At 33.8% G+C, this 14,318-nt stretch carries 12 protein-coding genes; 2 read left to right on the forward strand and 10 right to left on the reverse strand.

Going from position 1 to position 14,318, the window contains the following annotated elements:
• Positions 1-9: 9 nt before the first annotated feature.
• The gene (locus JVU85_RS11455) at positions 10-1,164 is read left to right on the forward strand and encodes an acetoin utilization protein AcuC (RefSeq protein WP_002510206.1); all 1,155 of its coding nucleotides are present in this window, start codon (positions 10-12) and stop codon (positions 1,162-1,164) included.
• A gap of 109 nt (positions 1,165-1,273) precedes the next feature.
• Here JVU85_RS11455 and ccpA read toward each other — a convergent pair whose 3' ends face one another.
• From ccpA to JVU85_RS11505, 10 genes are all read right to left on the reverse strand, one after another.
• Positions 1,274-2,263: a catabolite control protein A gene (gene ccpA / locus JVU85_RS11460; protein WP_142019580.1), complete on the reverse strand. Its 990-nt coding sequence runs from the start codon at positions 2,261-2,263 to the stop codon at positions 1,274-1,276.
• Between the two features lie 268 nt (positions 2,264-2,531).
• Positions 2,532-3,623, reverse strand: a complete 1,092-nt coding sequence (locus JVU85_RS11465; RefSeq protein ID WP_204171696.1) for a bifunctional 3-deoxy-7-phosphoheptulonate synthase/chorismate mutase — start codon at positions 3,621-3,623, stop codon at positions 2,532-2,534.
• A gap of 319 nt (positions 3,624-3,942) precedes the next feature.
• Positions 3,943-5,268, reverse strand: coding sequence for a hypothetical protein (locus JVU85_RS11470; protein ID WP_142019579.1), 1,326 nt, complete (start codon positions 5,266-5,268; stop codon positions 3,943-3,945).
• Between the two features lie 80 nt (positions 5,269-5,348).
• On the reverse strand, positions 5,349-5,843 hold the full coding sequence (locus JVU85_RS11475; RefSeq protein WP_002510202.1) for a DUF948 domain-containing protein: 495 nt from the start codon (positions 5,841-5,843) through the stop codon (positions 5,349-5,351).
• 70 nt (positions 5,844-5,913) lie between these two features.
• Positions 5,914-7,227 carry a UDP-N-acetylmuramate--L-alanine ligase gene (murC, locus tag JVU85_RS11480; RefSeq protein ID WP_107376794.1) on the reverse strand — a complete coding sequence of 438 codons (1,314 nt, stop codon included), beginning with the start codon at positions 7,225-7,227 and terminating at the stop codon, positions 5,914-5,916.
• A 23-nt stretch (positions 7,228-7,250) separates the two neighbouring features.
• A complete protein-coding gene (locus JVU85_RS11485; protein ID WP_107377084.1) occupies positions 7,251-10,805 on the reverse strand; it encodes a DNA translocase FtsK in 3,555 nt (1,184 codons plus the stop codon).
• A gap of 17 nt (positions 10,806-10,822) precedes the next feature.
• A complete protein-coding gene (ytpR, locus tag JVU85_RS11490; protein WP_103387803.1) occupies positions 10,823-11,422 on the reverse strand; it encodes a YtpR family tRNA-binding protein in 600 nt (199 codons plus the stop codon).
• A 12-nt stretch (positions 11,423-11,434) separates the two neighbouring features.
• The gene (locus tag JVU85_RS11495) at positions 11,435-12,298 is read right to left on the reverse strand and encodes a DUF1444 domain-containing protein (protein WP_142019577.1); all 864 of its coding nucleotides are present in this window, start codon (positions 12,296-12,298) and stop codon (positions 11,435-11,437) included.
• Positions 12,299-12,422: 124 nt separating this feature from the next.
• A complete protein-coding gene (locus JVU85_RS11500) occupies positions 12,423-12,731 on the reverse strand; it encodes a thioredoxin family protein (protein WP_002510197.1) in 309 nt (102 codons plus the stop codon).
• A gap of 17 nt (positions 12,732-12,748) precedes the next feature.
• Complete coding sequence (locus JVU85_RS11505) at positions 12,749-13,792, reverse strand: M42 family metallopeptidase (protein ID WP_369946024.1); 1,044 nt, start codon at positions 13,790-13,792, stop codon at positions 12,749-12,751.
• 112 nt (positions 13,793-13,904) lie between these two features.
• On the opposite strand from JVU85_RS11505, the gene JVU85_RS11510 reads away from it, so the two are divergent.
• Positions 13,905-14,222 (forward strand): PepSY domain-containing protein, encoded by a 318-nt coding sequence (locus JVU85_RS11510; protein ID WP_002510195.1) that lies wholly within the window; start codon positions 13,905-13,907, stop codon positions 14,220-14,222.
• Positions 14,223-14,318: the final 96 nt, after the last annotated feature.

Genomic DNA, 14,318 nt, shown 5'->3' on the forward strand with positions numbered 1-14,318 from the left:
GAGAATTTTATGATTACTGAAAACAAAACGGGATATGTGTATGCACATGAATTATTACAATATCGTTTTAAAAATGACCATCCATTCAATCAAATGCGTTTAAAATTAACAACAGAATTACTCGTTGATTTAAACGCATTACATAACCATCATCTTATACAACCGAGACTTGCATCAGACGAAGAAATTGCCCTAATACATAGTTATGATTATATACAAGCTATGCACCATGCATCACATGGTATTTTAAGCGATGTTGAAGCCCGAAAATATGGTTTAGATGGTGAAGATACTATGCAGTTTAAGCATATGCATCAACACAGTGCTCGTATTGTGGGAGGAGCTTTGAATTTAGCTGATGCAATTATGACTAATAAAGTTACTAATGGATGCCATTTAGGTGGAGGCTTACATCATGCTCTGCCTGGTAGAGCAAATGGATTTTGTGTATATAACGATGTGGCAATTACTATTGCTCATCTAATACAAAAATATAATAGTAGAGTATTATGTATCGATACAGATGCGCATCACGGAGACGGTACACAATGGAGTTTTTATACGAATGATCATGTGTTAAATTATTCAATACATGAAACTGGTAAATTTCTCTTTCCGGGTTCTGGACACTATACAGAACGAGGTAGTGAACAAGGATTCGGCTACACCGTTAATTTGCCTTTAGAACCATTTACGGAAAACGATTCATACTTAGAATCTTTTAAACAAACGATTGAACCGGTAATTAAAACATTTAAACCTGATATTATTATTAGCGTCCATGGGGTCGATATTCATTATTTAGACCCACTGACACATATGAGTTGTACACTTGATGCGCTATATGAAATCCCATACTATATTAAAATGCTAGCGGATAAGTATACAGATGGGAAAGTACTGATGTTTGGTGGCGGAGGATATAATATATGGAAAGTTGTACCTCTTGCTTGGTCACACGTATTTTTAGCACTTATTGGTGAGCCAAAACAACAAGGTCCTTTACCACAAAAATGGCTTACTAAATGGCAACAATATGCACCCTGTTCCTTACCAAAAACTTGGTCCGATGAATGTACAGATTATCCTTATATTCCTAGAACAAAAGAAATATCAGCACTAAATACGAAACATGCAAAACAAGTAGCTTCATGGTTTGAATAACAATTAAAGTATAATTTGACTCAAGACCGTCATTTACAATGCTTTGAATTCTACTTATATATAATAAAAAAGCTGTCACATGTTGAATGTGTCAGCTTTTTATAGTGTCTTATTTTGTTGTACCACGATATTCAATTCTATGAGGTAAAATAACATTCGGTTCTTCGATTTCTTCCTCATTCATGTATTTTGTAAGCAATCTCATGCCTACTGCACCAATATCATATAATGGTTGAATTACACTTGATAATTGTGGTCTTACCATTTCCACTAGACGTGTGTTATTAAAACTAACTATTTGCAAGTCATCAGGAATACTCACACCTTTGTCTTGTGCACTGTGCACTAAACCAATGGCTTGTTCATCACTGATTGATAGAATTGCATCTGGTTTTGTTTTATTTAATGCTTCAAAAGCACGTACCCCATCTTTATACGTTTCATTACCATTAAAGATGTTGTCTTCATTTAAATTTAATTGGTGTTTTGCCAATACTGTTTTTAAACCAGCTAATACGTCATCTTGTGCTTTTTTAGAATAATTACCACCAACAAAAGCGAATTCTTTTGCACCATTTAAAATTAACTGCTCTGTAATTTCTTGTGCAGCTGTTTCAAAATCAATATTAACTGAAGCGATACCTGCATCTTTACCGTTTGTACCTGAAACTACAACCGGCACAGACGACTTAGTAATTAAATCTTTAATTTCTTCAGAGATAGTACCTCCTAAGAAAATAATTCCATCTACTTGCTTACTTAATAAATTATTAAAGATTTCTTTTTCTTTGACTGGATCATTGTCAGAATTTGAAATAATTGAATGATATTTGTACATTGTCGCAATATCTTCTAATCCACGTGCAAGTTGCGAATAATAAACGTTAGAAATATCTGGTATGATTACTCCTACTGTTGTTGTTCGTTTACTTGCTAAACCTCGTGCTACTGCATTCGGTCTATAGTTTAATTTCTTGATTACTTCGTTAACTTTATCTCGCGTTTCTGGTTTCACGTTTTGGTTGCCATTCACAACACGTGATACTGTTGCCATTGATACTCTAGCCTCACGCGCTACGTCATAAATTGTAACAGTCATAGTTTCCTCCTTGTAAGCGGTTTATTTGTCATTATAACCCGTTTTCATTACATTTTCAAAGTTTATCATATTTTATTGTCTAGGAAAATAATTTTGTTTCAATGTCACAATTATGTCATATATCACAACCGTAGCGAGCTATGTTATTGCTTTAAAAATCATAAAAAACCTCTTATGTTCACTACTATAGATATCGATATCCCATGGATAATACAATATCTAATTTCTGTAGTTAAAAACACAAGAGGTTTTTATCATATAACTATTATTATTTTATTTTTTTGCTATTGTACATTTGTGCTAAAGGATTTATTTCATTGTAGAACTTATCAAATTCGTTTAAATCCATTTGTTGTCCACTATCACTTAATGCTACAGATGGATCTGGATGTACTTCAGCCATAATACCGTCAGCGCCTACTGCTAAACCAGCTTTTGCTGTTGGTAACATAATATCTTTACGTCCAGTACTGTGTGTAACATCAACCATGACTGGTAAATGTGTACCTTGTTTTAAGATTGGTACTGCTGAAATATCTAAAGTATTACGTGTAGCTTTTTCATAAGTACGAATACCGCGTTCACATAAAATGATATTATTATTACCTTGTGAAGCAATGTATTCTGCTGCATAAATGAATTCTTCAATTGTTGCAGATAAACCACGTTTTAATAATACTGGTTTGTTAGAACGTCCTGCTTCTTTTAATAATTCAAAGTTTTGCATGTTACGTGCACCAATTTGGAATACGTCTAAGTATTCATCAGCTACTTCAAAGTCTGCTGGATTAACGATTTCACTAACAACGTTTAAGTTGTATTTATCTTTAGTATTTTTTAATATTTTTAAGCCTTCAACACCCAATCCTTGGAAATCATATGGAGATGTACGTGGTTTGAATGCACCACCACGAATAAATTTTTCACCTTTGGCATGTAAATCAGCAGCCACTGCATCTACTTGTTCTTGAGACTCTACAGAACATGGGCCAAACACGAATGATTTATTGCCATCACCAATTATGCCACCGTTATCAAATTGTACAATTGTATCTTCAGGTTTTAATTTTCTAGACACATATAAATGTTTTTCATTTTCTAATTTTTGTAAATCGGTAGAGGCTTTAAAAATTTCTTTGAATAATTGCTTAATGACATTATCATTAAACGGTCCCTCATTTTTATCTAAAAGAATGTTGATCATTTCTTTTTCACGTTGTGGATCATAAACCGTAGTACCTTGTTTACTTTTTTCTTCTCCAATTTGTTGTGCTAATTCGCCTCTTTTAGATAATAATTTTAAAATTTCATCATTAATTTCAACTATTTCATCTCTGTACGCTTGTAATTTATCCGTCATTTTATTCACCTCTATGAAGATTTTAAAAACTTATATTTTATTCTGCTTTAAAGCGATAAAATATTTGTTAAAAGTAATTCTAACAATAACTGACGTTAAGTTCAAGTCATGAATGTAAATTTATCTTGTTTAAAATAGAATAACTCTAATACTAACTGAATTTTCTGTCATTTGCTAGGGTAAATTTCACACTATTCTAAAATTAAAGTTAATTAAAAATTAAACAGGATAGAAATCAAGACGTTAGTTTGACTTCTATCCTGCTCTTAACATATGTGACTAGTTTTAACTTTAAACAATTAATTTTTTATTTTAAGTTTTACTTGTCGAAGGTTCTTTTTTCAATTTTACTTTTAGCTTTTTCTTCACTTGTTCTTTGTGAAGTTCTATTTTTTTTATAGTTCACTGTTGAAGTTGAATCTTCTGTGTTTTGATCATTAGTTAAATTATTCGTAGCTTTATCATGAACAATGTGACCATTTTCAAATGATACTGATTCATGAGTTTGCGTAACTCTCTTTTCAGCTGATGGCTGTTCAGTTGAAGTTGATTGCTCTGAAGTTGATTTGTTTTCTGTATGTGCTTTCTCATTCTCACTAGTACTTGCAACTGCTCCACCAGCTAATACAGTACCTCCTGTCACTGCGCCTGCAATGTTCGCATTGTCTTTATCACTTTGCTTAGTAACAAGGTTAGGTACAGTGTTAAATTTTTGAGTAGTTTGGGGTGCTTCTGGTTCAAGCAAGTTAGCTGTGTTTTGTGCGCGTGTGTCGTCGTTTTGTAAAGCATGGTTTTTATTCTGTGCAGCTTGTGCTAAACCTTCAGCAGTTACTTTGTTAGAAGTATCTTTAGTATTTTGTTCTTCTGCTGATGCTTCTTCTGATGAGCTAGCATTAGCCTCATCATTATTTGTAGCCGCTGCACCCGTTGCCGCTGCTGCACCCGCTCCAGCTACACCTGCAGCTCCAACTGCTGCTTTACCATTTTGGGAACCATTTTCATTTGATTGCCCAGGTTCCGCTAAATTATTTTCTGAAGCCTCTTCTTTAATTGCTTCTTGTTGTGCTGCTCTTTCTTTTTGAGTAGGCTCTACATCATTACTAGATGAAGTGCTTTGCTCTGTGTCAGCATTATTGTTTTCGTCTTGTGCAAAAGATGCTGCTCCTGCTGCTCCTGTTACTGCACCTACGCCAGCTGCACCAGCAACACCTGCTGTATTACTCTTATTCGCATCGTCATTATCTGTTTGATCTGACGTATTATTCTCTAATGATGTATCTGCTTCTTGAGCTTTTGGAGACGTATTTGCTAAATCATGAGACGCAGACTCTTGTTGGATAGCGACTTTTTGTGCATCACGCTCAGATTGACTCACAGTAGATTTAATATTATTTACTTCTGTGTCTGCTTGTTGTTTAGCATTTTGGGATTGTGACGTAATACTGGATTTAAAATCACTAGTTGTTTCTTTTTTAGTGTTTTTAGATTTAGATTTAGTAGTAACTAGGCCGACTGCTGTACCAATTACTGCTCCAACAACAAAACCATAGACAAAATTATTTCTTTCTTCATTATTGTTATACTCTTCAGGAACTTCATAACTTTCTAAGTTTTTTTCATAGTTATCACGATTATAATACGCCATAATATTTGCCTCCTATAGCAAATGCACTTAAATAAAGTAACAACCCCATTTAAGTGCATTTGTGTAAGTATATTTATTAATTATTTATTATCTACACGTGTAGTATAGCTATGATTTGTGTCACCAGCTACACTGCTCGTTTTGTAGTTTGCACTTTCTCTACGACCTCTTCTATTTTGCCATTTGTCAGCAATTTCCATTGCCACATTTGACCATTGTACAACTTGAGAAATTTTGTCTTCATTTTGAGAAATATTGTGCGTAATTGAATTAGTCACGCGGTCAACTGAACCGTTTAATGTTTGTACTGAATCACCAATACCTTTAACAGCATCAACCACTGAATTCAATCGATCAGATTTACCTTGAATATCTTCAGTTAAGCGGTTTGCTTTATGAAGTAAATCTGTTGATTCACGTGTAATACCTTGAATTTGTCCTTCAACACCATCAAGAGTTTTAGCTACGTGATCTAAATTTTTCTTCACTGAAATTAAAACCACAACGATTCCAATAACTAAGATAAGAAAAGCTATCGCTGCAATAATCCCAGCAATGGGTAAAATCCATTCCATTAAAAACGCCTCCTAATAAACATATGTTGTTATTTTATTTAAATACCCAAATCATTTTAACATAAACATACTAAAATTCGTTAACAACGCCAAGATTATCCATATATGCACGTTGAACTTTTTGAATATCACCTGCACCCATGAATAAAATAACTGCATCGCTATGTTTTTCTAATATGTCTACACTTTCTTCATCTATCAGTGTAGCACCATTTATTCTTTGAAGTAAATCTTGAATTGTTAAATTTCCAGTATTTTCTCTAATTGAGCCAAAGATTTCACATAAATACGTGTGGTCTGCTTTATTTAAACAATCTGCAAATTCTTCAAGAAAGGCTTTTGTTCTACTAAATGTATGTGGTTGAAATACAGCAATAACCTCTTTGTTCGGGTATTTTTTTCTTGCTGTTTCAATCGTAGCACTAATTTCTCTTGGATGATGTGCATAATCATCGACTAACACTTGATTGGCTACTTTAGTTTCATTAAAACGACGTTTAACGCCACCAAATGTTTCTAATGCTTCTTTAATATTGTCGACATTAAGAGATTCTAAATAGCTTATAGTAATTACTGCTAAGCTATTTAAAATATTATGGTCGCCATATTGTGGTGATAAGAATGTGTCATAGTACGTGTTATTGATATACACATCAAATGTAGTGCCATTTTCATTGAATTGTACATTAGCTGCATATACATCATCATCTTGTGAAAAACCATAATAATAAACAGGTACATCTGCTTTAATATTACGTAAATGTTCATCATCACCCCAAGCGATGATTGCTTTTTTGACATTGCGAGACATTTCTTGGAATGCATCAAAAACATCATTGATGTCTTTGAAATAGTCTGGATGATCAAAATCAATGTTAGTCATAATAGCATAATCTGGATGATAACTTAAAAAGTGTCTTCGGTATTCACACGCTTCAAAAGCAAAATATTCACTAGCTGGTATACCTAAACCAGTACCATCACCAATTAAAAATGACGTTTTTTTATCGCCGTTCATTACATGTGATAATAATCCAGTAGTTGACGTTTTACCATGAGCTCCTGTTACTGCTACAGAAGTATACTGATTAATGACATGCCCTAAAAAGTCATGGTAACGAATTACTTCTAAATTTAAATCATGCGCTTTTGTAACTTCTTCATGTGTATCTGGAAAGGCATTGCCTTGAATTACTACCATATCTTTCTTGATATTATTGGCATCAAACGGAAGTATTTTTATACCTTTATTTTTTAATGCAACCTCTGTAAAAACATAACTTTCGATATCAGAACCTTGTACTTCATGGCCAAGATCATGCATGATTTGTGCTAGTGAACTCATACCAGCGCCTTTTATACCGACAAAATGATAATGTGTCATACGAACACTCCCTTTTATATATATTAAATTTCATTTAAATCAGTTTCTGTTAAATAAACATCTCTAGGTTTAGAACCATTAGCTTCTGATATATAACCAAGTTGTTCTAATTGGTCAACTATTCGAGCGGCACGATTATAACCTATTTGGAAATGTCTTTGTATTAATGATGTTGAAATATGGCCTTCTTGCACCATAAATTGACATACATCATCAAATAAATCATCTTGTGGTGGACTTTCTGTTTTTTTCAATAATTCTTTTTCTTCAAATAAATATTCTGGTGGACGTTGTTGTTTAATATAATCTACAACATCATCGATTTCTTCGTCTGAAACAAAGCTACCTTGTACTCGGATAGGTTTATTCATACCGCTACCAAGATACAACATGTCGCCGTAGCCTAATAATCTCTCAGCACCACCGCTATCAAGAATAGTTCTTGAATCAACGCTTGAAGATACCATAAAGGCAATTCTTGTCGGTATATTCGCTTTAATTAAACCTGTAATTACGTTAACTGATGGTCGCTGTGTTGCTACTAACATATGAATACCACAAGCACGTGCTTTTTGAGCAATACGCGCTATAGATTGTTCTACATCTTGTGGTGCCATCATCATTAAATCGGCTAACTCATCAATAACTATAACAATTTTAGGTAACCTATCTTCATATGCTGCTTTCTTGTTAAAAGCAGTAATGTTTCTAACGTGATATTGTGCAAATAATTTATATCTGCGCTCCATCTCTTCAACAGCCCATTTAAGACTTTGTGTTGCTGCTTTGACATCGGTAATAACTGGCGACACTAAATGAGGTAAATCATTATATGGTGCTAATTCTACCATTTTTGGATCAATTAAGAGTAATTTTAGCTCTTCCGGATGATTTTTATATAAAAGTGATAACAATATGCTATTTATGCATACCGATTTTCCTGAACCAGTTGCCCCTGCAATTAGCGCATGTGGTGTTTTAGCTATATCCATTAATAATGGTTGATTATTAATTCTGTAACCCATAGCTACAGTTAATTTTGATTCGGCATCATTAAACTGCTCACTGTCAATTATTGATTTTATATTCACTTTAGTTGGAGATTGGTTTGGTACTTCAATTCCAACCAAGCTGGTACCCGGAATTGGTGCTTCAATTCGAATATCTTTAGCTGCAAGTGCCATTTTAATATCATCTTGTAATGCTGTAATTCTAGAAACCTTGACTCCTTTTTCAACAGAAAGTTCAAAACGAGTTACACTTGGTCCTTCAGTAACAGTTTGTACTTCGGCAGGTACGTTAAAGTAGTAAAAAGCATCGTTTAATTCTTGCTTTTTCTCCTCGATCCATGCATCATCTACTTCTTGTTCCTCTGGTGATTCTAGTAAAGCCACATCAGGTAATTTTACGCTTGGCCCTCTACGAATTGTACGTGTTGCTTGTGGTTGCTCTTTACTTTCATGTTGTTCTGTATCTTGTGTCGTTTCAGTTACATCATTTTGTTGAGTGCTATGCTCTATTGTTTGGTCATGTGTTGCACCCTGCTTAGTATGATGTTCACTCGTCGAATCTACCGCACTTGCAATATTATTTGTTTCATTTGTAACTGTGGCACTATCTGAATTTTCCTTCGTCTGATTAGATTGGTCAGATGTAGGTTTAAGTTCAGGTACATTTACTGATTTTGAAGAAGTTGTTGTACTAGTACTTACTTTTTTTGCTTTATTAGCATCCATCATACGTTTTTTATCAGAAGGTGTCATAACTACATTAAATGGTTTACTACCTTTAGCAATAGGACGTTTTACTGTAGATTGCGATTGCTGAACAGTTTTCGTTTGTTGTTCCGCCTTTTCATCCACATTGTTTTCTATTGCTGTGTTACTAGCCGTATTTTGTGCTTCAGATGAATTATTGTGTACTGAATCATCTGTTTCGGCATCTTCTTCTGTATTTAACGTAGCAGCTTCATACTGTACATTTTCCTGATTAATTGTCGTGTCCTCATCGTTAACGTGTTCAGTAGCATCATTCGAGTCTAAATCATTATGTTGATTTTCATTAAATTCTGTAGTTGCATCATCGTGATCGTCAGAGCTATCTTCAACATTTGTAGTTACATTAGCTGTAGCAGCGTCTTCTGACAATTCTTCTTGTTCATTTTCATTAATGGCTTCCGTTGTTTCTTCAACTTCCGCTTCTTCATTTAGAATATCTTGGTCAAAATTTTGCTTATGTGATGTTTCTTCGAGGTCATTCGTAGACGCTTCCGATATTTCTCTATAAGTTGCATCTGCTATTGCTTCATCAGCTGCTGATTGCTCTACTGAATCTTCATATGTACTTTCTGTAGTACTTGGTTCTATAGTAGATGCTTGTTGTTCTGTATCTTCAATAGACGTTTGGTCATCATCTACATATTGTACATCACTAATATTATCTAAATTTACTTCTTCATACATAAAGTTTTCTGATTCAGTAATATCAGTAGCGCTACTCTCATTATCAAATGCATGCTCTGTGTCTCGTTGATGCTGTTGTTCGGTATTTGATTGGTCTTTTGACAAATCATCACTATCTACTTCATCTAGCGAACTTTCTCCAACATATTGTTGTGCTTGTTTGGCATACATTTCATCGATAGCTTTTTGGATATTATCTTTAGGACTATCTTCATGTGATTGGCGTTTTTGTTGTAAAGCTTTTTTAAATTGTTTCTTTTGTAAAACTTTACGTTCTCTTTCACGTCGAATCTCTTCGACGATTTGTGATGCATAAAAGTTTTCAATATTAACAGTGTTATCCTTTTTCACTTGCTTTTGCTCAGCTGTGTTTTGTTGGTCTTGGCGCTTATTACCTTTTCTAAGCAAATCATCATTGGAATAACTTTCATTTTCTTTAACATTGTTTTCAATTGAAGTTTGATGTTGCGCAGAATCTGACTGCTTCACTTCATGAGCATTCATCATTGTTTGGTTTGAATTTGATAACTCATTTGTATCTGTATCAGATGTTAGTTCTTTATTTGTGATAACACCATTTTCTAATTTGTGTCTCTTTTGAGTACCAAAAATTGCCGAAGGTACTTCACTCGCTTTAAAATCGCTTTTATGATAATGCGGTTTTTCTGAAGATGGTGTTGAATATTGTGCTCTCAAGACCTCTGTTTGAATACGAATTCTCTTATTATTTTGCTTATTATCTGGTCTTTCTGCTTGCTTATATGAATGAGTCGTTGATGTTGATTCTGGTTGTCTATCAATATTTTGTTCATAGGCAGAATTTCTGTGTCTTCGAGAACGCTGTCTCCCATCATTTGTAACTTCATTAAATTGTTGCTCATTAGAAGATGACTTGTGCTCATTGCTAGTTGAATGATTGGCGTCGGTATCTTCTATACCACTCATTGGAAACCTAAATTTACCTCTAGGTCGCTCGTATACATCATTATTTTGAGGAAGTAATGAGTCTTTATCATTTTGATTTTGTTTGGCTTTGTGACGACGTTGATTTCTTTTAGCTAAATAATCGTCTTGTGAGTCGTTCTCTTCACCAAATAATTTATCGAACCAGCTCATACGCTCATCCTCCTTTTTTATTCTTCAAAAAATGCTTGTCCAACCGTATAACTATCATCTAACACCATGATACCTTTTTCGGCTGGCGCGTTCGGTAAGTCTAATTCTTTCATTGAGCACACCATTCCACTAGAAGCTACTCCACGCAGTTCCGCATCTTTTATTACCATTCCGCTAGGCATAACCGCACCAACTTTTGCAATCACTACTTTTTGACCTGCTTCTACGTTTGGTGCTCCGCACACAATTTGTAATTTTTCAGTAGCTACATCTACAGTTAATACACTCAATTTGTCCGCATCAGGATGTTTATCTTTACTTTCAACGTAACCTACAACGAATTTTGGAGACAAGTCCGCGTTCAACTGTTGAGTGAACCCTGCCTCAACAATAGCGTTTTGTAACGCATCGATAATAGATTCAGTCAATTTAACATGACCATTATCTGTAATTGTTACTTTATCTGCTATTTTGAAAACATTGTATCCTACTACTTTATTATCCGCAGTAATTTCTACAACATTCCCCTTTGTTTCATAAGAGAACGGCCCTTCATGTGGCTCGATTTGTAAAAATGCTACATCTCCAACTTTTTCTTTATTGTAAAAAAGGTTCATACTTAAAACTCCTTATTTTTTATCTTTATTTTCATATTGCTTTCTTGTTGCTTCTAATCTTTGAATAACGTTTGGATCACGTTTTTGTTTATTATTTTTACCCAAAATGAATATTGGTTCAAAGTGACCACTTTCGTAACCGAAGGATAATGAAGTAATTGGCACTAGTCCTTTAGTAAAAAACTCCATAGTTAAATGGGCCATTACATCATAACCCGTTTTGTTTCTTATATCTGCGACAATCAACACATCCTGATGTGGAATTGCTACTAGCATTTCGCCTTCACATTGTTTTTCAAATTCATTTAAAAATGAAGTGTTTAAAATTCTACTAGCATCATAACCATCATTGGAATTAATAAAGTAAAATAAATTACCTTTTACTTCATCTGTTGTATATTTGTTTTCTAATTTTCGGACATTAAATAATGCCATTTCTTTTAATTGTTGTTTAGATATATTTAGTTGTTGAAACAGTTTTTCATCTATTAAGCGATATGATTTTCCCAAATCAACTGCATAATAAATATAAGTTTCAGCTGTATGCTCATCTATCACAAATGGTACGCCATCTTTGTTTTCTTTTGCAAAACTTGGTGCACGTAACACCGGCATAACATTAACTTGCTCTAAATCTGCTAATGAGTCATCCTTCATTTGGCCGATTGCTTCTTCAACATAATAAACGATTTCATCTACAATTTTTTCTTGTTGTTGTTTGTATTTTGCAACAATCGCGTTCAATTTAATTGTTACGCCTTTTCCATTATCAACTCTATATATACGTAACGTTTCATCGTCACGATTAAAACTAAATTTTACATCTAATTGCTTTAAACGTTCTTTTAATTTATCTCTCATTTGAAAGACATTCATTGATTAACACTCCTATATTCGTGCCTTTATACAGTTTACAATAAATATACCCTTTAGAACAGAAAAAATATACGTTCAAAGGGTATAGTTTTATCATTTTACAATACTCGTTCTCACTATCTATTTATAGTGAAGCAATAAAGTCATCAATTTGTTCAATTGATTTACGTTCTTTTCCAATATAACTACCCAATAATTCACCGTCGTTATAAACTAAAAAACTTGGAATACCCATAATACCATGGTCAACACAAATATCCATAAATTGATCTCTATCAACAGAAATAAAATTAAAATCATTATATTTTTCTTCTAACTGTGGCAAATCAGGTTCGATGACTTTGCAATCAGGACACCAATCTGCGGTAAATAAAAATACAGTTTTGGCTTGTTTTAATTCTTCAAATTGTTTTTCACTTTCTAAACTTTTCATGTTTATATGCTCCTTAATTAACTATATTGTAAATGTTCGATTTGTGAACTAGTCAAATCCTTAATTGAAGTAAATAACAACGCTCTGGCAGCTGTATAATCTCGAATATCAAATACAGCATTGGTACTATGAATGTAACGTGCACAAACACCGATAACAGCAGTTGGTACACCTTGGTTAGCTTTATGAATTTCTCCTCCATCTGTGCCACCGGGTGAAATGTAATATTGATGTTTAATATTATGTTCTTGTGCTTTATTTAATAAAAAATCTCTAAATGTAGGTTTGAGAATCATAGTACCATCTTTAATACGAATTAGAGTCCCCTCCCCTAGTTCGCCTGAAAGGTTTTGTTTACCTTTCATATCGTTAGCTGGTGAGCAATCGACGACAAAAGCTACATCTGGCTCAATTAATTCAGCTGCTGATCTTGCACCACGTAATCCAACTTCTTCTTGAACATTTGCGCCAACATATAAATCCACATCTAACTCCATATCTTGTACTAATTCTAATAACTCTATGCCAATAAGACAACCATAACGATTATCCCATGCTTTACTCACAAAACGATGTTCAGATAATTGTGTAAATGGCGTTTCTGGTACGATAGTATCACCAATTTCTATCCCTCTTGACGATACTTGCTCAGAATTTTCACAACCAATATCTAGCAGCAAGTCTTCAATTTTAGGGGCACCTTCATTACCAGTGCGAAAATGTTTCGGTATATTTGCAACAATGCCTAATATTTCTTCACCATTTCGTGTTTTAACTTTTAAACGTTGGCCTTGCCAAATGTCATTAGCTATTCCGCCTAGATTAGTAAATTGGAGTAAACCGTTTGAAGTAATATTGGTAATCATAAAACCAACTTCATCCATATGTGCTGCAACCATCACTCTTTTGGCATCAGCTGATTTTGAACGTTTCACACCGTATATTGCTCCCATGCGATCTTGTACAAATTCGTCGACAAATGGTGCCATCTCTTCTTTAAGATAATTTCGTACATCACTTTCAAATCCTGGAGCACCGTGTAACTCCGTTAATATTTTCATTCGTTCTAAAGTCTTATTTTGATCTAAATTCAAGTTTACTCACTCCTTAATAGTTATTATATCATCATCATTATGGTAAACTAATAATATGAATTCGTTGGGGGTAGATGATATGATGTTTAACAAAAAAAATTGGTGTATTATTGCAGCAATATCATTTATTGTAAGTATTGGGATGTTTTATTTAATTAAACGACTCTATAATAAGCGCACTGTAAATCCAGATAAAATACTTAGTGAAGTAAAAACGTATTTCATGCACGTTGCTGGTTCATATATTGTTCAGCAACCATTACAGTATAATAAAGCTGGTCATGATTATATTGTTTATCAAGGTGGTATCACTACAATTAAAAATGATACATGTACATATTATGATTTTTATGCAGATGCACGTACTGGTGAAATTTTAGATATAATTGAGAATTAAATAACATCAAAGAGGCTGGGACAATATAGATTGTCCTAGTCTTTTTTCATATGGGCAGTAGCTGACTGCATTGAAATTGCGCTTCAAACCAAGCTT

The sequence above is a fragment of the Staphylococcus sp. GDY8P72P genome (assembly GCF_016890655.1).
In the GTDB taxonomy this organism is placed as follows: domain Bacteria; phylum Bacillota; class Bacilli; order Staphylococcales; family Staphylococcaceae; genus Staphylococcus; species Staphylococcus arlettae.

What these genes read in the sequence shown, in the direction of transcription:
- JVU85_RS11465 (WP_204171696.1), bottom strand. Translation starts at nt 3,623, where the DNA reads ATGACGGATAAATTACAAGCGTACAGAGATGAAATAGTTGAAATTAAT.
- JVU85_RS11485 (WP_107377084.1), bottom strand. Translation starts at nt 10,805, where the DNA reads ATGAGCTGGTTCGATAAATTATTTGGTGAAGAGAACGACTCACAAGAC.
- JVU85_RS11475 (WP_002510202.1), bottom strand. Translation starts at nt 5,843, where the DNA reads ATGGAATGGATTTTACCCATTGCTGGGATTATTGCAGCGATAGCTTTT.
- JVU85_RS11455 (WP_002510206.1), top strand. Translation starts at nt 10, where the DNA reads ATGATTACTGAAAACAAAACGGGATATGTGTATGCACATGAATTATTA.
- JVU85_RS11470 (WP_142019579.1), bottom strand. Translation starts at nt 5,268, where the DNA reads ATGGCGTATTATAATCGTGATAACTATGAAAAAAACTTAGAAAGTTAT.
- JVU85_RS11500 (WP_002510197.1), bottom strand. Translation starts at nt 12,731, where the DNA reads ATGAAAAGTTTAGAAAGTGAAAAACAATTTGAAGAATTAAAACAAGCC.
- JVU85_RS11495 (WP_142019577.1), bottom strand. Translation starts at nt 12,298, where the DNA reads ATGAATGTCTTTCAAATGAGAGATAAATTAAAAGAACGTTTAAAGCAA.
- ytpR (WP_103387803.1), bottom strand. Translation starts at nt 11,422, where the DNA reads ATGAACCTTTTTTACAATAAAGAAAAAGTTGGAGATGTAGCATTTTTA.
- murC (WP_107376794.1), bottom strand. Translation starts at nt 7,227, where the DNA reads ATGACACATTATCATTTTGTCGGTATAAAAGGCGCTGGTATGAGTTCA.
- ccpA (WP_142019580.1), bottom strand. Translation starts at nt 2,263, where the DNA reads ATGACTGTTACAATTTATGACGTAGCGCGTGAGGCTAGAGTATCAATG.
- JVU85_RS11510 (WP_002510195.1), top strand. Translation starts at nt 13,905, where the DNA reads ATGATGTTTAACAAAAAAAATTGGTGTATTATTGCAGCAATATCATTT.
- JVU85_RS11505 (WP_369946024.1), bottom strand. Translation starts at nt 13,792, where the DNA reads ATGAAAATATTAACGGAGTTACACGGTGCTCCAGGATTTGAAAGTGAT.